We start from the raw sequence: 20,329 nt of genomic DNA on the forward strand, positions 1-20,329 counted from the left end.
GTGATTGCTCCTTTGTTGATGATTTCTCGCAAAACCATTTTAACATGAAGCTTCACTATGGATTTTTGTTTTTTTGATTACCTGTTCAAATTCATTTTACAATTAACCTCAAAATAGGAGGTATATACCTATTGGATATATGGAACCCAAATTTATTTGTGGGGATGCTAATTTATTAATACCTAATGCCTCGTTATCTCTTTTTGGAATATTAACTTCTAACGTTCATATGGCATGGGTACGTACGGTATGCGGACGTATAAAAAGCGATTATCGGTATTCTAAAGATATTGTCTACAACAACTTCCCTTGGCCGACGCCGACAGACGAGCAAAGGGCCAAGATAGAACAAACGGCGCAGGGGATTCTTGCTGCGCGGGCATTATATCCTGACGCTAGTTTGGCCGACTTATACGACGAGCTGACCATGCCGCCGGAGTTGCGCGAGGCGCATCGGGAAAACGACAAAGCCGTCATTGCGGCGTACGGGTGGAATTGGCGCGGCCTGAGCGAATCGGAATGCGTTGCCAGATTGATGAAGTTATACCAACAGATCAGTTCACAGACTTAGCTTTTTCTTGTATATGCAATATCCCCGTTTGCAAGATATGTTTTGTTCTTGCAAACGGGGATGTTTCTATGCTGTATTGTCGTCATTTCAGCAGTTTATGGGCTAAGGCGTAGTCGACGAGCTCCGATTTCGTCGTGCAGCCCAGCTTCTGCATGAGCCGCGACTTATACGTCGATACGGTCTTGATGGAAATGTGGAGCGTATCGGCGATGGCTGCCAGGGAATAGCCGTGGACGAGGTAGGTCAGGACTTCCCGCTCGCGGGCCGACAGGTCGACGGGGTCCTTCGGCGGGTCGATGAGGCTGTTCAAGAGGGTGTGGGCGTCTTCGTCGCTGAGGTAACGGCGGCCGTCCATGACGGTGCGCAGGGCCTGGAACAGCTCCGTGTCGATGGCGTCCTTGCAGATGTAGCCGTCGGCGCCCTGGGTCATGACCTCCTTGATGTACTGCTGCTCGCTGTACATGGTGAGGACCAGGATTTTGACGGCCAGGCCGCGCCGTTTGATTTCCTTCAGGCAGTCGAGGCCGCTCATGACCGGCATGGACAGGTCCAGCAGGACGACGTCGACAGGCGTCGTTTTTAAGATGTCCAGTACCTCGCGGCCGTTGGAGGCCTCGGCGGCGACGTGAAAATCGCCTTGGGACGACAGGAGCAGCTTGAGGCCCGTGCGCAGGATGCGGTGGTCGTCGGCGAGCAGTATGTTAATCGGTTTGGTCATGGGAGAGGCCTCCTTCGTCAGATGAATCTTTCAGCGGCAAGGTGATGACGATGCACGTACCGTCGTTGGGATAGCTGTCGATATAAAAATGGCCGTTGAGCAGCTCCGCCCGTTCGCGCATGCTGACGATGCCCAGGTGGTTGTCGAGGCGGGCCTGCTCCAGCGTATCTTCGCTGAAGCCGATGCCGTTGTCCGTAATGGACAGGGTCAGGGTCTCGTCGTCGGTTTTGATTGTAATATCTACCGCATCGGCCTGGGAATGGCGGACGATGTTGGTCAGGGCTTCCTGCATCAGGCGGTAGCACAAGAGGGAAATCGGATGGGACAGGTGGGAAAAATCGCCGCTTTGGGAAAAGGAAATGTGAATGTGCGGCTGGGCGCGGCGGAACGTGTCGAGGTATTTTTCCATAGCGACGATGAGTCCCAGGTCGTCGAGCAGGGGCGGGTGCAGGTTGACGGCCAGGTGGCGCAGCCCTTCCAGAGTATCCTTCATCAGGTCGCGGACGCCGCACAGGAGCTCTTTGGCATCGGCGTCGCTCGTCTTGTCCATGATGATGCGCAGGTAGGCCAGCATGGTGACCATGGACTGGCTCGTCTCATCGTGGAGCTCCCGGGAAATGCGCCGCCGCTCGTCTTCGCGGGCCGAAAAGAGCTGGCTGATGAGCCACATCCGCATCTTTTCCTTTTCCTGCAGGGCCTGGAGGAGTCGCGAGTTTTCCTGCTCGCGGGCAGACAGGCGCAACGACAGGGTGTTGAAGGCCCGGGCCAGGCGGCCTACGTCGTCAGGCGTCTTTTCCGGTACCTTTACCTGATAATTGCCCCGTCCCAGCTGGCGCACGGCGGCGGCCATCTGCTGGATCGGCTTGAGGAAGCTGCGGGCGTAACGCGTAGCCAGCCATGAAGAAGCGAGGCAAATGAGGATGATGAGGACGATCATTTCCAGAAAGCGGCGCTGCATGACCTGTGTCATGGTCTTTTCCGACAAGCCGATGCGGAAATATCCGACCAGGCCGTTGTCGATGGGGCAGAGCACTTCGCGGATGTACCCTTCGTTGCTGTCAAAGGTCATCGTATCTACGGTGACGCCGGGCTTCGGCTCCCGCACCAGGGGCAGGCCCTTGGGGATGCCGTTCGTAAAGGTGCTGGCTAAAATCTGGCCGTTGGGGTGGAAGACGATGATGTAGCGGATCTGGTCGTTCAGGGACTGGATCTGCATGAGCCGCTCCGTCATGGAAAACCGGTCGTCCAGGAGAATGTCGCTGCTGATGACGGCGCTCATGGTCTGGCCGATTTCGACGCCCGACTTGTCGAGCTCCCGCTCCATTTCGGAGCTCGTCGTGTACAGCAGGAGGCTGCCGATGAGCAGGCCGCAGATGAAGATGGTGCCGACGATGAGGGCGTTAAATTTTACGTACAAACTGTAATTTCTCATGGTTATTCTCCAGGTACGTTGTTGCGGATACTGTATTTATGGCGGAGGGCGGCGTACAATTCCGGCTCAGGCGGCACGAATTTGTCGATGAGGGTGCGCTGCATGGCCTCGTGCAGGGCCGGGTCCTGGTCCATGCTGTAGAAGATGCGGCGCAACTCGGCCTTTTCGGCGTCGGGCAAATCGCTGCGCATCACGACGGGCCCTGTCGGAGCCGCCGGCAGGACGGCGAAGACCCGGACCTTTTCGCACAGCTGGGGATTCCGCCGGTTTACGAAGTCGTAAATCTGGCTGTCGACGCTGGCAGCGTCGGCCAGGTGGTTGGCGACGGCCCAAATGGATTTATCGTGGTTATAGGTGTAAAAGGTCGATTTGAAATAGGCCGAAGCCGACGTATTCATGTCCAGCAGGAGAAAGTCGATGGCCTGCCGGCCCGAATAGCTGAGGGGATCCGTAAAGGCGAAGACCCGGCCCTGCAGCTGGCTGAAGTCGGTAATGTCGCTGTCCGAGGCGGCGATGAGGTAGGTCTGGTATAATACTGACCCATTGGTCTGGGTCATGGCCAGCAGCTCGATCGGCGTTTTGCCCCGGTAGGCCGAATAGGCCCCGGTGGAGAAAAAGGCGATGTCGGCGCCGCCGTTGTCCATGAGCTTGTTCAGTTCCTCGTAGGTTCGCTTTTGCAGGAGGACGGCCGGCTTTTGCAGCTCCTGGGAAATGTGGCTGACGAATTTCTGGTACGACTGGCGCGTTTCCTTAGGCGACATGACCGAGGCGAAGGCGATGCGCAGGGGCTGGACAGACGACGCCGCGGCCGCCGGGGTTGTTTGCGGCTGAGTCTGGGTAAAGTCGATTTTTCCTGCCGGCCGGTCGCAGCCGGCGCAGCACATCAGGACGGCTGCCGCCGCCGTAGCGAGCAGGCGAAGCCAGGTTTTGCTCCGTTTCATAGCATAGCTCCTTCACAGAATGATACGTAGTCTTTATATGTATCATATCATGAAATGACAGAGAGAGAAACTGACGGCGCCGTATAAAAAAAGAAGCAAAGAACGATGTCTTCGCTTCTTTTTCTAACTGCCGGAGCAGTTCCCTAGAAGAGTTTTGAGATGTATATGAAAGAGAGAAAGCAAGGGGGATTAATCTTCCTGCGGTTTGGCGTTCCAAACGAGGAGAGCCAGCAGGGTGGAGACGACGGCCGCACCGACCCAGAATTCCGTAGCGTAGCCGAAGTCGTATACCTTTTCGCCGCCAACGACGGTGATGGTCATGAGCTTGCCCGTGACGAATTCCTGAATGGCCGCGCCGGCATAGCTCAGGAGGCCGATCATGCCCATAGCCGCGCCGGTAACGCGCTTCGGCACGATGTCGACAGCCATGAGGCCGCCCATGTAGCAGACCAGAGCGCCCATCGTAAAGCCGTAGAAGGTCATGCAGAGCATGTCGACTGTAAAGGAATGGGGAGCCCAGACGAAGCCGGCGATGGACAGGGAGTACAAGATGCCGTACAGCAGGGCCGGTTTATTGCGCTTGTGGTTGAAGAACTTGTCGGAAATGAGGCCGCACAGGAGAGCGCCGAAGATACCGGCAACCTGCATGTAGGCCATGACGCCGGCTGCGCCCATGATGTCGTAGCCCTTTTCCGTCGTGAGGTAGATGACGCCCCAGCTTTCGACGGCGTAGCGGGCGATGTATACGCAAAGGGAAGACAAGCCGAGAATCCAGACGGCCGGGTTTTTGACGACGGCGTTCCACTGCTGGGAGCTGACGGATTTTTTCTTTTCCGCGTCGACCTGTTCCTGCGTCTTTTCGCCGTAGTAGACGGCGCCGTTGGGCAGGCCCATCGTTTCGGGGCGGTCGCTCATGCCGAAGTAAATGAAAGCCGTGCCGATCAAGGAAATGATACCGGCGGCAACGAAGCCCATAGACCAGTTGTAGGCTGATACGATAGCGGCGATGGCGAAATAAGCGAAGGATGAACCGAGGTTATGGCTCGTAAACCATACGCCGTACAAGGTTCCGCGCTGTTTGTTGCTGAACCATTGGTTCAATGCGACGATAGACGGGCCTGCGCCGTAAGACTGGAACCAGCCGTTGAGGCCCCATAATACGGCTAAGGGGACGAAGGAGTTTACCAGGCCCATGCCGACCATCGTAAGAGATGAAATGAAAAGACCGAAGGAGAAGAAACGCTTGTTGTTCATTCGGTCGGCGAGGAAGCTGTTGGTAAATTTCCCTAAGCCGTACGTGACGAAGAAGATAGAACCGATAATACCGATTTCCGTCGGCGTGACGATGCCCGACGCCAGGAGCGGCTTTTTGATGACCGAATAGCTCTGGCGGATGATGTAGTAAAAGGCATAGCCAATGGTGATGGAGGCGAATACGCGCCAGCGGACGCTGTTGAACTTCCGCTTGACGACTTCCGAATCGGCGATCTGCGCGATATCCGGACCGGTTTTGAAGAACTGCCACAATAAATTCAACATACAGAAAAACTCCTTTCTTCATACTGCCTGTGTTTGGTCGTTCTTATTTGTTGAATTTATTATAATAAAACATAGTAACCATGCGGTATCGGAAAAAGTCTGATTTTGTTGTAGGAATTTTTCTGACAACGGAGGACGAGCCGGAGGGACTTTGATATATGAGATTTCTGCATGAAAGGGAGCGTTTTTGGCAAATATATATGGCAGTTTTGCGTGCGTGAAAATTTCTTTTGTATCACTCCATATTGTATAAAAGTATACAAATACATATTGAACAATAGTAGACATAAACGAGCGTTTTCTCCGGTAAAATTATTTCTAATTTGGAGAAAAGGCTCTTATTTTTTGAGAGTATCTTCAGAAAGTAAGAATGCTATGCCGTACACATTCAGACAAAATAACGCAAAACAAGACAATGAGAAAATACGATAGCATTTAACAAATGGGGAAAAATCCAGTACAATGTGCACGAAGCAAGAATTTGACAGAAAAACAGATGGTCTGAGCTTGCAGAAAGCTAAAATTTTTTTGAAGGAAAGGTGAAGTATGATGAACAAAGGTATTTTGGACGGCGTCGTTGTATTGGATTTGACTCGCGTATTGGCCGGCCCGTATTGCGGCATGTTTTTGGCCGACATGGGAGCGACGGTCATAAAAATTGAACGGCCGGGCAAGGGCGACGACAGCCGCGCGTTCGGACCGTTTCTCAACGGACAAAGCTGCTATTTTATGAATTTGAACCGCAATAAATACGGCGTCACGCTGAATTTAAAATCGGACGAAGGAAAAGAAATCTTCAAGGAAATGGTCAAAAAAGCCGACGTCGTAATTGAAAATTACCGGCCGGGAACAATGAAAAAATTGGGACTGGACTACGAGGTGCTGAAAGGGATTAATCCCCGCATTATTTACGGCGCTTGCTCCGGTTTTGGCCAATATGGGCCGTATAGCCAGCGTCCGGGATACGATATTATCGGACAGGCTATGGGCGGCTTAATGAGCGTTACGGGATGGCCTGGCGGACAGCCGACACGATGCGGGACGGCTATGGGCGACGTACTGGGCGGCTTAAGCTTGACGGCCGGCGTGCTCGGTGCGTTAGTTCGGCAGGCCAAGACCGGACAAGGCGAAATGGTAGACGTATCCCTTGTCGATTCGGTCGTATCATCGCTGGAAATTATTACGCAGATTTACCTGGCAGACGGCCGTATTCCTGAACGTATCGGCAACCGATATGAATCGACATATCCTTACGATTCCTTTATTGCCAAGGACGGCAGCGTCATTATCGGCTGCGGCAACGACAAATTGTGGAAGTTGCTGGCGACGGAAATGGGAAGACCGGAATTAGTCGACGATCCTGATTACAAGGCGACCAAGGATCGCGTGGCTCACCATGAACAGCTGAAGGTCATCGTTGAAAATTGGACGAAGGATCAACTTGTAGAAGATATTGCAGAACGTCTTACTAAAGTCGGCGTACCGTCTTGCCCGATTATGACGATTGATAAAATCGTCAAAGATCCTCACATTGCCGGAGCTCGCAAGATGTTTGTCGAAGTAGACCACCCTGTAGCGGGACATACGACGTTGACTGGCGATCAGATTAAATTTAACGATTGGGAACAGTCGGTTCGTATGCCTGCGCCTACGTTAGGTCAGCATAATGAAGAGGTGTACGGCAAACTGCTGGGATTTGACGCTGCTAAAGTTCAGACGTTAATGGAACATAACGTATTATAGGGCGTTGTGATGAGGGTAAAGGCATGAAGATGAAAAAAATAGACATATATGAAGTAGGCCCTCGGGATGGATTCCAGAATATAAAGGAGTATATTCCCGAAGCGACTAAAAAAGAGATAATTGACGGTTTGATTGCATCCGGAATAAAACATATCGAAATAACATCATTTGTTTCTCCAAAGGCCATTCCGCAATTAAGAGATGCGCAGGATATTGCAAAAGCTTGTTTAGAAACTTACCCCGATGTAGATTTTCTGGCGCTGGTTCCTAATCTCCGCGGCGCGCAAACGGCGGCCGACGTGGGGATTCAGCGAATTGCCTACGTAGTATCTTTGAGTGAAAGCCATAACAAAGCCAATATCAATAGAACGCACGAACAATCCTATGAAGCGTTAAAGGAGATTATGACCCAATGCCCGCAGCTGGACATTATCCTAGATTTAGCGACGACGTTCGGTTGTCCCTTTGAAGGAAAGTTTTTACCGGAACAGGTCGTTGAATTTTTAAAACAATACGTTGAGTTAGGCGTTAAGCAGGTCTGTTTGTGCGATACGATAGGGATTGCCAATCCGAGGCAGGTAAAAGACATTATTGCGGCCGTGTGGGAAGCCTATCCGCAGCTGGATTTGCAAGTACATATTCATGATACGCGAAATATGGGGGTCGCCTGTACCTTAGCGGCTATTGAAGCCGGCGTCACAAAGGTACAGTCGACGCTGGGCGGCTTAGGCGGATGTCCCTTTGCGCCGGGAGCGTCGGGAAATTTAGCAACGGAAGATCTGGTATATACGCTGAATGAAATGGGATATGATACGGGAGTTCAGTTTGAACCGATCTTGCAGCTGGCGAAGCAAGAGGTAAAAGCGATTCCGACCGGCGTATATAGCGGGCATCACATTCGGATAGATCAAACCTCCAAGTGTTTTAGATGATAAAATATAAGATATTTTTCGGTCATGTTTAGGTTAGAAAAGGAGAAATTTTTATGAAAGCTGTAACAAGAGGATATTTTAGAACATCTGACAACTATCATGTATATTACGAAGATTATCAAACTGCAGGAACCGGGACTCCTATTGTTATGTTGCATGGTTTTTTGTGTAGTTCAAAGTTTTTCCATAAGAACGTAGAAGCATTAGCGGAAAACCATAGAGTCATTTTAGTAGATTGGAGAGGCCATGGCCAATCGGCCAAAAATACACAGAATCTGACGATGAATCGCTGTGCAATGGATTTGAAAGAATTATTTGATTATTTAGATTTAAAAAATATTACATTATTTACACATTCTATGTCTAGTTCCATTAATTGTGAGTATTATAAGAGCTTTGGACCGTATCGTTTAAAAAAGATGGTTATTTGCGATAGTAATTTATATCCATTTTCTTCAGGAAGTTGGAATACGCATCAGTTGAAGAATTGCAATATGGATAGAGTTTCTGTTCTTGCAAACTATTCTAAAGAAGAATTTTTTGCTTATTGCGACGTATTTGCTGAAGCTTTATTTAATAAAAAAATTTCTGATGAGACAAAGACATATTTTGCCGATGAAATGAAAAAAATGCCTTATTGGATGGCGTGGCCATTATATTGTGATTTTGCAATTAATGATTATACAAGTATACTGCCAGATATAACAATTCCTCTTTTAATTATTGGAGCCAATAGCAAAGCCATTGATGGGATTGCTTGTGCTAATTACTATAGCAAACTTGCTTTAAATGCAGAAATACATTTGTTTAAAAAAAACGGGCATATGATGTTTTACGAGGTACCGGAAGAATTTAATCGCTTGCTTCTTGATTTTGTTGAGAAGAATTAGTTTATATATGGGGCTGCCGTATCCAGGTGTGACAGCCCCATAAAGCTCCAAAAGTATCTGAAAGGATGGAGGATCAGCTATGTTAAGTTATATTGCGTTATTTGCACTGGTTTTAGCAATTGCAATTGGCATTAAGATGCGTTTAAATATAGGGATTGTTGGAATCGGTATCGCATTTATTTTGGGAACAGCTAACCAAGTAAAAGATGTAGAAATTATTGCTGGTTTTGGGACTTCTTTATTCGTTATGCTGTTTGGCGTTATGTATATGTTTGGAATTGCGCAAGTAAATGGAACGATTGAATTACTTGCGAAGAAAATCATTTTTTTTACAGGTAAACGTGCTAATTTAATTCCAATCAGTTTGTTTTTTGTTGGCGCGTTTGTTGCGGGAATCGGGCCAGGAACTGTACCAACTATATTAATTTTAAGTATGTTTTCTATTGCTTTGGCAAAAGAATTAGGAATGAATCCTGCTATGATGGGAGCAATGGCTCTATATGGGGCAGAAACTGGCGGATTATCTCCCATTGCGGCTACCGGCATTATAGGGAATGATTTATCTGCTAAGATTAATGTGTTCAACGTGAACTTTGATTTTGCAATTGCTACTCTTATTGCTACATTTGTTTCGTCTATGATTATTTATGTTATGTGCAAGGGGTATTCTGTTAAAACATCAGTTGATGTCGAAAATTACACCCTGGCCCCGTTTAATAAGGTACAAAAATTGACATTAGCTGGAATGGTTATGCTAGTATTAATCGTACTAGTATTTAATGTCAATGTAGGCCTGACGGCATTTGCTATAGGTTTAGTTCTCTTATCTTTAGGATGTGCAAGTGAAAAAGAAACTATGGGAACTATTGCTTGGGGAACGATTATTCTTGTGTGTGGAATGGGCGTCCTTATGGGGGTTATTGCGAAATTAGGAGGAATAACCTTGTTAGCTAATATTTTAGCAACATTAATGGCTCCTTCTATTGAAACCTCAGTCATGACTGTGGCCGCTGGCGTGCTTTCTTACTTTAGTTCGGCTTCGGGTGTTGTTATGCCAACCTTAATTCCCACGATTCCGGATATTTTGACGAATATATCTGGGAGCACAACTCCTGTTGAATTGATATCTGCTGTTATTGCAGGCGCACATATAGGCGGGTTAAGCCCTTTGACTGGGGGAGCTTTAATTTTATCTGCATATAGCACGATTTATCAAGCTTCGACAGAAGAAGTGCAAAAAATGTACCTTACGTTATTTAAAATGGCAGTGATCTGTACCGTTGCTGGAGCAGTATTGGCTTTTGTCGGAGTATATAAGATCTAGGTGTAAATATAATAAAAGCTCATGGCAGGTTCTATGATGTGATGCCGTGAGCTTTTATTTTTATAGCTGAACAAGGAGAAAATACATTTGTCATTGTTTTTTATGGATTGCTTTTATATTATAATAGTATGACTTGACAAGATGGTGATACTGATGAAACAAATATTATTTATTGCTCCTTCTGAAGAAGTGGCAACACGTGCCCATGAAATTATCGCTAGAAAAAAAATAGCTGTTGATGTCAAATTAGGGGCCATTGAAAAAGCTAGAAAAATTGCAGAAAAAGCTATCAATTCTGGCGTTAAGGTAATAATTAGTAGGGGTGGAACAGCTTCTGAGTTAAGAAAGATAATAGATATTCCTGTCATTGATGTAAAGTTTTCTAGCGGTTGTTATATTGAAGCGTTTGAAAAGATTCGCAATATAAGAGGTAAGATTGCTTTTTTTTCAATAGAAGAAATTCAAGACAATGTAAAATCTCTCTGCTATATTTTGGATGTTGAAGCAGAATACTATAGATTTTATAATGAAGCGACCGCAGAGGCTGCGGTAAAACAAGCAATTCAATCGGGGAATGTATTGGGAGTTGGAGGAGCAGTTACTGCTAAGTATGCTAAATTATATGGGTTAAAATATATTACTTTGGAAAATACTCGGGAAGATATAGAGGTTTCATTAGATGCTGCTGAAATAACTTTAACATCGTTAAATATGGAAGAGGCGCGGAGAAAATCGCTGCAATTGCAATTAGAACGATACGAGGCTATTTTTAATTACACCCACGACGGAATCATCGCTATTGATAAATATGGCAAGGTTGAAGTCGTAAACAAACAGGCGGAGGAAATTTTGCCATTGGAAGGAAAGCCTTATGAAGGCAAGTTTATCGAAGACGTGCTGCCGTCGACAAAGCTATTGACGACTTTAAAAAATGGAGAGACGGAAACGGATGAACTCATGAAGGTGGGAAATTCTATTATCAATACCAATCGCATTCCCATTATTATTGATAGTAAGGTCGAAGGCGTAGTGGCTACCTTCCGCGACATTGAATCGATTCAGCTCAGCGAACAGAAAATCCGCAGCAATCTGCATAAAAAGGGAATGGTTTCAAAGTATCGGTTTGCCGATATGATTGGAACGTCCGAGGCCATTCAAAAAACGATACGAATTGCCAAAAGCTATGCCAAGAGTCATTCTAACGTGCTGTTATTAGGAGAGATTGGCACGGGAAAGGAAATGTTTGCCCACTCTATTCATCGGGATAGTAAAAGGCGGAATTGTCCTTTTGTTACGGTAAATTGCGCCAGCATTTCTTCTGTTGGATTATTGGCCGACTTGCAGGGATATGAAGAAAATGCCTGTCCCTTTGGGGCAAAGGGGAAAAAGGAAGGGCTGTTTGAATTAGCCCATGGCGGCACGATGTTCCTGGACAAGATAGATGAAGCGCCGCTGGAAGTACAGACCTTTTTGCTGAGGGTATTGGAGGATAAGGAGGTTCGTCGAATAGGCGGCGATCATGTGATTCCCGTCGACGTAAGGATCATTGCGGCCTCAAGTAAGGATTTGCTTCATGAAATGGAAGCAGGGAGATTTCTTGAGGAGTTGTATTATATGCTTGGCGTTTTGATTTTGGAAATTCCGCCGCTGCGCAAGCGAGGCGGAGACTACGTGTTGTTGTGCGATTACTGGTTCCGCCGGGAGTTTGGAGCCGAGTTCAAACAATACGAGGAGAAAATAAAGGAGATCGGGCAGTATGTCAATGAAAATACCTGGAAAGGCAATATACGGCAGCTATCGAATTTCGTAGAACGCGTCAGCGTACTGCTGCGAAGCGGAGAATCCGTAGAGGATATCGTATACACGATGCCCCAGGTACAAATTTATGAACCGAAGGAACTTGCTGATGTTACCATGAAAAAGTGGACGCGATCTGACATTATTAAAGCGCTATCAGAAAGCCGGTTAAATGTTTCCAAAGCGGCCCGCCTGCTCCATTGCAGCCGCAGTACCTTGTATAAGAAAATGGAAGAGTTCAACATTAAAATTACAAATATTAAATAGAAAAACGAACATACGCCGGCGATACACGAGCTAATGGCTGCGGTATCACCGGCGTATGATTTGTTTTTATTGGTAACGATAGTATTTTTTCTGAATAGCAGAGATGTCTTCTGTTGTAAGATTAGGAAGTTCCGTTGTCATTGTCTGTTCTATCGCCTTGGCGTCGACGGTCCAGCGTGTTTTCTTCATGGCTTCGCCGTGGGCTTGGATGTACCGGGCTGTGCTGCGGGCCGCGGCGCTGCAGGGCAGGCTTTGGACGACGTAGCGGAAATTGGTCCGCGGCACCGATTTCATGGGCTGCTTCCATACGTCTTCGATTTCCAGGGTATAGTCGCATTCGTGATAGCCGTTGGACACGGCTTCGCGGCCGATGTCTTCCGTGTTTTTCAGGCCCATATCCAGGAGCAGGTAATCGTAGAGGAGGATGTGCTCCCACTTTTCCCTGAGGAATTCCCGTTCGGGAAAGAGGCCGCACGGGTCTTCGCCGTACAGCCGGAGCAAATCCAGCAGGAAGGCCAGGCGGTGGCGCTTGAAGGTGAAGGACACGGCTTTGAGGAAGATCTCGCGCATCATGACGTACCGTTCCGCTTCGTCGCGGAAGTCGGCGTCAAAGTAGCTCAGCGGCGTTTCTTCCCGTATGTAGCGGACGAGCTTGCCTTCCAGGTCGACGAGGCGACGGCGGGCCGCCCTTCGTTCTGCCGGCGGCAGGGATGGGTCGAGGCGCCTCCGGTTCAGCCGTTCCATGCGGTTCAGGCAGGCCGTTTCCACGGCTAAGGCGCTGAACAGGCCGTTGGCCTGCTGGCGTGAAAATATTTCCGATATATCGTCTTTCGATAAGGACTGTGCCATTAGATATCATGCTCCTTATTGGCGAGATTAGTCGTCGATGGTAATTTTTACGTCTTTAAAATAGTCTTTAAAGGATTGGACCCACGTGCGGGCCGGATGGGACAGGAAGCCCTTGCTCTTCCATATCAGGGCCAGGGTCCAGTAGATAGACGGGTCGACGAGGGGGATATGGACGGCTTTGCCGGAAGGGATGCGTTGGCAGATGCTCCGCGGCAGCAGGGCGATGCCCATGCGGGCGATGACCATTTCTATCTGCAAATCCCAGTTGTTGCTCTGGCAGATGATCTTGGGATGGGCCATGATGTTCTGGTAGAACGAGTGTATGTATGGATTGAGGGCAAAGGACGGCGCATAGTATACGAGGGGCTCGTCTTTGATGTCGTCGAGGGTCAGCTCGCGGGCCTTCGCCAGCCGGTGGTCGGGAGGCATGACGATTTCCAGCGGTTCCCGGTGGAAGATGAAGAAATCGTAGGGCATTTCCGTCGTAATCGGCAAGGCGACGAAGCCGACCTGCACGAGGCCGTCGTCGATGGCCGAGACGATGTCCAGTGAGCCGACCTCTGTCAGCTCCAGCTCGATTTGCGGATAGGACGTGATGAAATGGCCGATAAACGGCGAAATGAGGGACGACGCGATCATCGGCGGGACGCCGACGGTCAGTTTTCCGGCGTTCAGCAGCTGCGGAGATTCCATTTCTTCGTTCAGGGCCGTGAAGTCGTTTAAAATGCCTTCGATGCGGGGAAGGAGGTATGCGCCCATTTCCGTCAGCTCGACGTTTTTTCCCTTGCGGTCAAAGAGGCGTATGTTCCAATGTTCTTCCAGCGCCTTGATGCCTTTGCTGATGGAAGGCTGACTGATATGAAGCGCTTTGGACGCTTTTGTAAAGCTTTTTTTATGGGCTACTTCGACGAAGTAGGTCAGCTGGAATAAATCCATAGTTATATTTCACCTCGCATTAATATCCTTAATAGTACCATATTTCAAAAGAGAATAGAATACGGTTGCCTTCGATTCCTTCCGAATTTCGTCACTTCGGCGGGATATGCTGAGATTTTAAGCGCAGGCTGTGGACAGGCGCAGGTTTTTGTGGGAAAATTTAATATGGATACGATTCTGTTTTACAGAGACAAAAGGATGTATAATACTTACAGAGAGAAGACGAAAAGGAGGAGCCTATGACGACGGTACGTTGGATCATGCACGTCGATATGGACGCGTTTTACGCGTCTATCGAGCAGCGGGACAATCCGGCCCTGCGGGGGATGCCGGTCATCGTCGGCGGACTGACGGGGCGCGGCGTCGTCGCGACGGCGTCGTATGAGGCGCGGCAGTTCGGCGTGCATTCGGCCATGAGCATGAAGCTGGCCCGCAGGCTTTGCCCGGACGGCGTGTTCCTGCCGGTGCGCATGTCCCATTACCGGCGTATTTCCCATCAGATTCGGCTCATTCTGTCCCATTACTCGCCCTTCGTAGAGCCCCTGGCGCTGGACGAAGCTTTTTTGGATGTGTCGGGCATGGGACTGAAATATCCCAATATCGTCGACATTGCCAAGGCGGTCAAGCAGGATATCCGGCGGACGACGGGCCTCGTCGCCTCGGCCGGCATCGGGCCGAATAAGTTTTTGGCCAAGCTGGCGTCGGATTTGAAAAAGCCCGATGGACTGATGTGGATTCCCTACGGCGAGGAACGGGCCATCCTGGCGCCCCTGCCGGTGAGCCGCCTGTGGGGCGTCGGCAAGGTGACGGAGCAGGCCCTGCGGCGGGCTGGATTTCATACCATCGGCGACGTTGCCGATGCCGGCCCGGAGGCGCTGATGCCCATTGTCGGCAATCAGGCTCATCGGCTGCACGACCTGGCGTTGGGCAAGGACAACCGGCCTTTGGAGGTCAGCCGCCGTCCCCAATCCGTCGGCAACGAGCATACCTATGCTCACGATTTGGTCAGCGACGACGAAGTGGACGAGCAGTTCCGCCTGCTGGCCAACGAGGTATCGTGGCGGCTGCGGCAGAATCATCTGATGGGGCGGACGATTACGATCAAAGTACGCTTCGCCTCGTTCCGCACCATTACGCGGTCCCTGACGATCGACGGCATGGGGACCTGCTCGGAAGAGCAGCTGTATTTCTCGGCCAAGCGGCTGTACAATAAATGTAGCGGTGCAGAGCCTATCCGGCTGCTGGGATTGTCCGTCAGCCAGCTGCAGCCCCTGCAGGTACAGTGCGATTTATTTTCCGACGATTCGGAAACGAAGGCCAAGGTAGCCGAGGCCATCGACAAGCTGCAGAAGCGGTTTGGCCGCCAGGCTATCATGAAGGGATTTTTATGGGAAATGTCTCATGAAAAAGACTAAAGCACCATATACTATAAACGAGGAGTGTATATCATGGCGATTTTTAAAGTAGCAGCCCATACGGGAGACAACAACAACGGATACATCGAATACGATACGGAAACGAAGGAGCTGGGCGTCCATCTGAACGACGAAGACATCAATGCCAAGGTCCGGGAGTACTTGACGACGGAACGGCCCCTGCACCGTTTTACGGATTTATCGTACTACGAAACGGTCAGCGTCGTGCCGACGGACGACGTAGAGTCGCTGAAATTAGCCTTGTGCTATATCTGGCTGGCTCTGGGTGTCCACGTCGACTGGAGCCGCCCTGTCGAAGGGTGAGGCGAAACGAGAGGGAAAACGACATGTCCACAAGATATCCACATTCTGTGCCCTGCGGTGTGGCTAGAATGTGGATGTTTTTTGCAAACGGCGAAAATACGCCGTCCGCGGCGGTGCATAACTTGGCGGATGAAGCGGGCAAAATGTGTATAACTGGACGCCGGGTTATGAAAACAAGCGTTTGCGTTAACATAAAAACCGCATAGCTGCGCCGTTTTCAGAAATTTGTAAAGACTTGTTTACAATGTGCATAACTGACGATGAATTGTGGATAATTTTTACGCACAGCCTGTGGACATCTGAAGAAAAGGGAAAAAATCAGGTAAATACGGGCTGTATGGGAGTTTCCCAGCTGTGAAATTTTCCAGTTATCCACAATGTATGCAGTGTATTCGATATGTAGGAGTGGAGTAGACAAATGAAAGCGATTATTGACGGATTACTCGTATTGTCTAATGAAATCGTAACGGGACATATTCTGATGTATGAAAAGGACATATGGAAAATCGTGCCGCGGCACCAGTTCCGCGCCGGCATGTGCACGGAATTGATTGACGCCAACGGCGGCTTCGTCGTGCCGGGCTTTATTAACGAGCACATCCACGGCTGCGCCGGCGCCGACGTGATGGACGAAGACGGGCAGGCCTTGGAAACGATGCGGAAGGCCCTGCCGGCTACGGGCGTCACGTCCTTTGTGGCGACGACTATGACCCAGTCGAAGGAAGCGATGGCCGGGGCGCTGGAACGCATTCGCCAGGCCATGGGCAAGCAGGGCGGCGCTCAGGTTCTCGGCGCCCATCTGGAAGGACCCTTCGTGAGCGAAGCCTATAAGGGGGCCCAGGCGGCGGGGCACCTCGCGGCTCCCGATTTTTCCTGGATTGCGCCCTATGCTGACGTCGTGAAGATCGTCACCGTAGCGCCGGAAGTATTGAAGAACAAAGACTTTTTGAAGGATTGCCGGGACCATCAGATTCTCGTGTCGCTGGGACACAGCGCGGCGACGTATGAAGAGGTCATGGAAATCGTCGACGCCGGCGGACTGTGCCATGCGACGCACCTGTACAACGCCATGGCTCCCTTCCACCATCGGCAGCCCGGCCTCGTCGGCGCGGCCCTGCTGTCGCCGAAGGTACACTGCGAGTTGATCTGCGACAACCTGCATGTTCATCCGGCGGCGCAGAAGCTGGCCTATCAGCTGAAAGGCCGCGACGGCATTATTCTCATAACCGATTCGATGCGTGCCTGCCTGCAGGGCGACGGCGAATCGGAATTGGGAGGCCAGGCCGTATACGTCAAGGACGGACAGGCCCGTCTGGCCGACGGTACGCTGGCCGGAAGCACAGCCGTCATGAATCAGGTCGTGCTCAACTTCCTCATCAACAGCGGCGCGTCCCTGCCCGACGTCGTGGCCATGGCTTCAGCTAATCCGGCAAAGGACTTGGGCCTGTACGACCGCCTGGGCTCGCTGGAAGAAGGAAAGCAGGCCGACGTCGTCGTATTGGACAGCAACGATTTCCACGTGAAGCAGACGGTCATCGCCGGCGAGCTTGTGTATGATGAATTGGCAAAATAGGTTAAATCGATGGATCACAATCGGGGTCGGTTTTCTCGTAGCAGCAGCGCTGCTTACGGCCTGTCAGCCGGCCCCGGAAACAAAGGCAAATGTATCTGGCAGCGAAACAGTGGAAGAACGAGCTGCGCGCATCGTTGCGGCCATGTCGCCGGAAGATAAGGCCGGACAGGTGATGATGGTCGGTTTAATGAATGAGAAGCTGCAGCCTGAAGACCTGCGGCAGCTGGCAATCTGCCGGGCCGGCAACGTCATTTTGTTTGACCGCAATATGCAGTCGCCGGCGCAAGTCCGGGCTTTGTCCGGCGAAGTGAAACAAACGATTGAAAGGCAATGCGGCATAGCGCCATTTATTGCTGTTGACCAAGAAGGCGGACAGGTACTGCGCATGCGGGATCAGTTTCTTCCTGTTCCCAGTCAGGAAGAAATCGGCCGCGGCGGCAGCCCTGGGAAAGCCAGACAATGGGCTGCCGATACAGGACGTGAATTGAAGTCTATGGGGATTAACGTCAATTTTGCGCCCGTTGTCGATTTAGGTTCTTCGGCAGAGCGCTCATACGGCAGCGATCCGGAAATGGTATCGGCATATGCAGTACAGGCTTGTCAAGGCTATGCAGAGGCGGGTATTTGGTGTGCTCTTAAACACTTTCCCGGAATCGGCAAGGTTCAGACAGATCCGCATATAGACGGAGACAGCGTTGCGGCTTCTAAAGACGAGCTGATGCAGCAGGATCTGAAGCCCTTTGCAGCGATTATACGGCAAATACCTGCTGATGCCATGTTCGTTATGGTGTCGAATGTTACCTTTCCCTCTTTGGATGCGGAATATCCGGCATGCGTATCGCAGCCGGTTATGACGGATTTGTTGCGGGAGACATATGGCTACAAGGGCCTTATCGTATCGGACGATATGGAAATGGGCGCCATGGCCAAGCATTATGCCTTTTCCGACATGGGTGTCATGGCCTTGAAAGCTGGTGCCGATATGGTGCTGGTTTGTCATGATTACGGTCATGAACAAGAGACACATGACGGCATAGTAAGGGAATATAAGGCAAATCCGGAATTTCGCCAAATGGTTGATGAAAAAGTAATGCGTATTGTAGAAACAAAATTGAAAATGAATTATTTGTAAACTGTGTTCTGTAGAATATAGTAAAAGACCATGCAGCGTCGGTTCGTAACGGCCGAACGAGGCATGGTCTTCTTTGTTTCCGAAACGGCTTCAGCGAGGAGCCTTTCGGTATGTTTTTCTGTAGTCGCGGGGAAGAAGCTGCGTCGCTTCCTTGAAGGCCTTGGTGAATTTTCCCTGCGTTTCGTAGCCTACGGCGGCGGCAATCGCGGCGATGGAGTCGTCCGTCTGCTGCAGGAGCTCCATAGCCCGGCGGATTCGGTAGGATCGCATGTAGGCGGCGATGGGCTGGCCGTAGACGGCTTTGAAGGTCGTTTTCAGGGACGACGTGTTGATGAAATACGTCTTGGCTAATTCGTCGATGGTGTACCGCTTGTCCAAATTGGCCGTCATGACGGCGTGGATGTCCTGTACGACCGACGCCAGCTGGGCGTCGCAGCTTTGCTGGGCCGCGGGAGCGTCGATGTCGGCGCGGACGAGATACAGGAGCAGCTCCAGGGCGGCGATCTTGCAGGCCGCCGGGCGGTAGGGCTCCGGCGTGTCGTACAGGGAGGAAAAGAGACGTTCCAGCTCCTGATTCGGCGGGAAAACGACGGGCGCCGCACCGTATTTTTCGATGAGTTTCTCCGCCGTCGTGCCGGCGCTGGCGATGATGTCGGCCGGCGTGCCATTCAGAGCGCGGAAATCGACGGCCAGTCCCGCCCCTTCAAAATAGCCTAAAGGCAGGGACATGGCCGAATCGGCGCAGCAGTCCATCATGTGAGCTGCCGTCGCTCCCGCGCCGACGTAAGAGACGAAGCCCTTCGTCAGGTTCCAGCCGGCCCGGCCGCTGCGGCAGAAGGTGACTTCGATGGCGTCGTGCAGCGCTTCATGGCGGAACGATACGGTCGGCGCGAGGATTTGCCAATAGGACAGCTCGATGCCGGGAAATATCGTCGCCGCCGTCATGCATCCCTTGCCCTCTGTGCGGACGGTCACGCTGCGGATAGGCGGCAGGCCCGTTTCCAGTATCTGAATGGAGCAGACGCCGTCCGGAATAGAGCGCAGCGCGTCTTCTAACTGAGCCCGGCGGTCATTCATAGGAATCACCTTCCTTGTCCGGCATCGGGCAGGCGATGTCGACGAGCTGCTCCGTCATGGCGTGCAGTGCTTCGGCTTGCCGGGTTCGTACGGCCTGATAGTATACTTCTTTGCCGTCGCGGCGGCTGGTAATGAGGCCGCCGGCCTTCAGCAGCTTTAAGTGATGGGATACGGCGGGGCTGCTCATGCCGACGAGGGCGGAAATATTGATGACGCATTCTTCGCAGTGGCACAGCAGCCAGAAAATGCGCAGGCGGCTGGCGTCGCCCAATAATTTAAATATATTCGATACGGTTTCAAAATCCTGTACGGCCGGCATGTGCTCCAGATGCTCGATAGACTGGCCGTGATGGTGCGGCAACGTAATCGGTTCCATAGAATCGGGTCTCCTTTCGCCCTTATTGTATCATAGGGGGCTGCCGAAGAAAACGGGAAGATAGGCTGCGGAAGCGGCGACGCCGGACGATTTTGCCCGATTGGAAATGGTTTTTGCCCAAACGGAACGGACTGGCTGCGCCGCGTTGACTTTCGCCGCCTCTATGGTATGATGTAGTCAAGAAAACGATTAAACAAACATTTAATCGTAAATGCACATACAACGAGAGGAGAGCTTACACATGAAAAAGACCTATAAAATCGACGTAGACTGCGCGAACTGCGCCAACAAAATGGAAGATGCGGCCCGCCGTACGGCAGGTGTCGCGGCGGCGACGGTAAACTTCATGACCTTGAAGATGATCGTCGAATTCGAAGAAGGGGCCGACGTAAAGGCCGTCATGGAGGAAGTCCGCAAGAACTGCAAAAAGGTCGAAGACGACTGCGAGGTTTTCATCTGATGTACAGAAGCCGCCTGGTACAAGGCGGCATTT

The 20,329-nt window shown here is 50.7% G+C and carries 18 protein-coding genes and 1 pseudogene; 11 read left to right on the forward strand and 8 right to left on the reverse strand.

The features are described from left to right. Positions 1 to 121: 121 nt before the first annotated feature. Positions 122 to 571: pseudogene (locus B5F80_RS02205) on the forward strand (type IIL restriction-modification enzyme MmeI); the annotation flags it as partial. A gap of 82 nt (positions 572 to 653) precedes the next feature. Here B5F80_RS02205 and B5F80_RS02210 read toward each other — a convergent pair. From B5F80_RS02210 to B5F80_RS02225, 4 genes are all read right to left on the reverse strand, one after another. After that, on the reverse strand, positions 654 to 1,289 hold the full coding sequence (locus B5F80_RS02210; RefSeq protein WP_233127872.1) for a response regulator transcription factor: 636 nt from the start codon (positions 1,287 to 1,289) through the stop codon (positions 654 to 656). Beyond that, a complete protein-coding gene (locus tag B5F80_RS02215) occupies positions 1,273 to 2,721 on the reverse strand; it encodes a sensor histidine kinase (protein ID WP_087477189.1) in 1,449 nt (482 codons plus the stop codon). The genes B5F80_RS02210 and B5F80_RS02215 overlap by 17 nt, the downstream gene beginning before the upstream one ends. A 2-nt stretch (positions 2,722 to 2,723) precedes the next feature. Next, positions 2,724 to 3,662, reverse strand: coding sequence for a phosphate/phosphite/phosphonate ABC transporter substrate-binding protein (gene phnD / locus B5F80_RS02220; protein ID WP_087477190.1), 939 nt, complete (start codon positions 3,660 to 3,662; stop codon positions 2,724 to 2,726). A 189-nt stretch (positions 3,663 to 3,851) separates the two neighbouring features. Continuing rightward, positions 3,852 to 5,201 carry an MFS transporter gene (locus B5F80_RS02225; RefSeq protein ID WP_087477191.1) on the reverse strand — a complete coding sequence of 450 codons (1,350 nt, stop codon included), beginning with the start codon at positions 5,199 to 5,201 and terminating at the stop codon, positions 3,852 to 3,854. Between the two features lie 546 nt (positions 5,202 to 5,747). On the opposite strand from B5F80_RS02225, the gene B5F80_RS02230 reads away from it, so the two are divergent. The 5 genes from B5F80_RS02230 (at position 5,748) to B5F80_RS02250 (ending at position 12,154) form a co-directional block, all read left to right on the forward strand. Continuing rightward, on the forward strand, positions 5,748 to 6,944 hold the full coding sequence (locus B5F80_RS02230; protein WP_087477192.1) for a CoA transferase: 1,197 nt from the start codon (positions 5,748 to 5,750) through the stop codon (positions 6,942 to 6,944). Positions 6,945 to 6,967: 23 nt separating this feature from the next. After that, positions 6,968 to 7,876 carry a hydroxymethylglutaryl-CoA lyase gene (locus B5F80_RS02235; RefSeq protein ID WP_204246325.1) on the forward strand — a complete coding sequence of 303 codons (909 nt, stop codon included), beginning with the start codon at positions 6,968 to 6,970 and terminating at the stop codon, positions 7,874 to 7,876. Positions 7,877 to 7,929: 53 nt separating this feature from the next. Further along, positions 7,930 to 8,766: an alpha/beta hydrolase gene (locus B5F80_RS02240; protein ID WP_087477193.1), complete on the forward strand. Its 837-nt coding sequence runs from the start codon at positions 7,930 to 7,932 to the stop codon at positions 8,764 to 8,766. Positions 8,767 to 8,845: 79 nt separating this feature from the next. After that, positions 8,846 to 10,090, forward strand: a complete 1,245-nt coding sequence (locus tag B5F80_RS02245; protein ID WP_087477194.1) for an SLC13 family permease — start codon at positions 8,846 to 8,848, stop codon at positions 10,088 to 10,090. Between the two features lie 153 nt (positions 10,091 to 10,243). Beyond that, positions 10,244 to 12,154, forward strand: coding sequence for a sigma-54-dependent Fis family transcriptional regulator (locus tag B5F80_RS02250; protein ID WP_158099947.1), 1,911 nt, complete (start codon positions 10,244 to 10,246; stop codon positions 12,152 to 12,154). Between the two features lie 66 nt (positions 12,155 to 12,220). On the opposite strand, the gene B5F80_RS02255 is transcribed toward B5F80_RS02250, so the two are convergent. Together B5F80_RS02255 and B5F80_RS02260 are read right to left on the reverse strand one after the other, a co-directional pair. Continuing rightward, positions 12,221 to 13,003 carry a hypothetical protein gene (locus tag B5F80_RS02255; RefSeq protein ID WP_087477196.1) on the reverse strand — a complete coding sequence of 261 codons (783 nt, stop codon included), beginning with the start codon at positions 13,001 to 13,003 and terminating at the stop codon, positions 12,221 to 12,223. Positions 13,004 to 13,030: 27 nt separating this feature from the next. Beyond that, positions 13,031 to 13,939 carry a LysR family transcriptional regulator gene (locus B5F80_RS02260; RefSeq protein WP_087477197.1) on the reverse strand — a complete coding sequence of 303 codons (909 nt, stop codon included), beginning with the start codon at positions 13,937 to 13,939 and terminating at the stop codon, positions 13,031 to 13,033. Between the two features lie 239 nt (positions 13,940 to 14,178). Here B5F80_RS02260 and B5F80_RS02265 point away from each other — a divergent pair, with 239 nt between their 5' ends. From B5F80_RS02265 to nagZ, 4 genes are all read left to right on the forward strand, one after another. Next, positions 14,179 to 15,354 (forward strand): DNA polymerase IV, encoded by a 1,176-nt coding sequence (locus B5F80_RS02265; RefSeq protein ID WP_087477198.1) that lies wholly within the window; start codon positions 14,179 to 14,181, stop codon positions 15,352 to 15,354. Positions 15,355 to 15,387: 33 nt separating this feature from the next. Further along, a complete protein-coding gene (locus B5F80_RS02270; protein WP_087477199.1) occupies positions 15,388 to 15,678 on the forward strand; it encodes a hypothetical protein in 291 nt (96 codons plus the stop codon). A 418-nt stretch (positions 15,679 to 16,096) separates the two neighbouring features. After that, on the forward strand, positions 16,097 to 17,251 hold the full coding sequence (gene nagA / locus B5F80_RS02275) for an N-acetylglucosamine-6-phosphate deacetylase (protein WP_087477200.1): 1,155 nt from the start codon (positions 16,097 to 16,099) through the stop codon (positions 17,249 to 17,251). A gap of 109 nt (positions 17,252 to 17,360) precedes the next feature. Further along, entirely contained in the window at positions 17,361 to 18,383 is a 1,023-nt protein-coding gene (nagZ, locus tag B5F80_RS02280) for a beta-N-acetylhexosaminidase (protein WP_239386284.1), read from the forward strand. Positions 18,384 to 18,473: 90 nt separating this feature from the next. Here the strand turns inward: nagZ and B5F80_RS02285 are convergent, their stop codons facing one another. Together B5F80_RS02285 and B5F80_RS02290 are read right to left on the reverse strand one after the other, a co-directional pair. Then, positions 18,474 to 19,460: an AraC family transcriptional regulator gene (locus tag B5F80_RS02285; RefSeq protein WP_087477202.1), complete on the reverse strand. Its 987-nt coding sequence runs from the start codon at positions 19,458 to 19,460 to the stop codon at positions 18,474 to 18,476. Further along, positions 19,453 to 19,836, reverse strand: coding sequence for a metalloregulator ArsR/SmtB family transcription factor (locus tag B5F80_RS02290; protein WP_087477203.1), 384 nt, complete (start codon positions 19,834 to 19,836; stop codon positions 19,453 to 19,455). The genes B5F80_RS02285 and B5F80_RS02290 overlap by 8 nt, the downstream gene beginning before the upstream one ends. 241 nt (positions 19,837 to 20,077) lie before the next feature. On the opposite strand from B5F80_RS02290, the gene B5F80_RS02295 reads away from it, so the two are divergent. Next, on the forward strand, positions 20,078 to 20,296 hold the full coding sequence (locus B5F80_RS02295; protein WP_087477204.1) for a cation transporter: 219 nt from the start codon (positions 20,078 to 20,080) through the stop codon (positions 20,294 to 20,296). The last annotated feature ends 33 nt before the right edge of the window (positions 20,297 to 20,329 follow it).

It is taken from the genome of Megasphaera sp. An286 (assembly GCF_002163455.1).
Lineage (GTDB): Bacteria > Bacillota > Negativicutes > Veillonellales > Megasphaeraceae > Megasphaera > Megasphaera stantonii.

Bases quoted from the DNA above. Each gene is read 5' to 3' on its own strand.
- B5F80_RS02210 (WP_233127872.1), bottom strand. From the start codon at position 1,289: ATGACCAAACCGATTAACATACTGCTCGCCGACGACCACCGCATCCTG.
- B5F80_RS02215 (WP_087477189.1), bottom strand. From the start codon at position 2,721: ATGAGAAATTACAGTTTGTACGTAAAATTTAACGCCCTCATCGTCGGC.
- phnD (WP_087477190.1), bottom strand. From the start codon at position 3,662: ATGAAACGGAGCAAAACCTGGCTTCGCCTGCTCGCTACGGCGGCGGCA.
- B5F80_RS02225 (WP_087477191.1), bottom strand. From the start codon at position 5,201: ATGTTGAATTTATTGTGGCAGTTCTTCAAAACCGGTCCGGATATCGCG.
- B5F80_RS02230 (WP_087477192.1), top strand. From the start codon at position 5,748: ATGATGAACAAAGGTATTTTGGACGGCGTCGTTGTATTGGATTTGACT.
- B5F80_RS02235 (WP_204246325.1), top strand. From the start codon at position 6,968: ATGAAGATGAAAAAAATAGACATATATGAAGTAGGCCCTCGGGATGGA.
- B5F80_RS02240 (WP_087477193.1), top strand. From the start codon at position 7,930: ATGAAAGCTGTAACAAGAGGATATTTTAGAACATCTGACAACTATCAT.
- B5F80_RS02245 (WP_087477194.1), top strand. From the start codon at position 8,846: ATGTTAAGTTATATTGCGTTATTTGCACTGGTTTTAGCAATTGCAATT.
- B5F80_RS02250 (WP_158099947.1), top strand. From the start codon at position 10,244: ATGAAACAAATATTATTTATTGCTCCTTCTGAAGAAGTGGCAACACGT.
- B5F80_RS02255 (WP_087477196.1), bottom strand. From the start codon at position 13,003: ATGGCACAGTCCTTATCGAAAGACGATATATCGGAAATATTTTCACGC.
- B5F80_RS02260 (WP_087477197.1), bottom strand. From the start codon at position 13,939: ATGGATTTATTCCAGCTGACCTACTTCGTCGAAGTAGCCCATAAAAAA.
- B5F80_RS02265 (WP_087477198.1), top strand. From the start codon at position 14,179: ATGACGACGGTACGTTGGATCATGCACGTCGATATGGACGCGTTTTAC.
- B5F80_RS02270 (WP_087477199.1), top strand. From the start codon at position 15,388: ATGGCGATTTTTAAAGTAGCAGCCCATACGGGAGACAACAACAACGGA.
- nagA (WP_087477200.1), top strand. From the start codon at position 16,097: ATGAAAGCGATTATTGACGGATTACTCGTATTGTCTAATGAAATCGTA.
- B5F80_RS02285 (WP_087477202.1), bottom strand. From the start codon at position 19,460: ATGAATGACCGCCGGGCTCAGTTAGAAGACGCGCTGCGCTCTATTCCG.
- B5F80_RS02290 (WP_087477203.1), bottom strand. From the start codon at position 19,836: ATGGAACCGATTACGTTGCCGCACCATCACGGCCAGTCTATCGAGCAT.
- B5F80_RS02295 (WP_087477204.1), top strand. From the start codon at position 20,078: ATGAAAAAGACCTATAAAATCGACGTAGACTGCGCGAACTGCGCCAAC.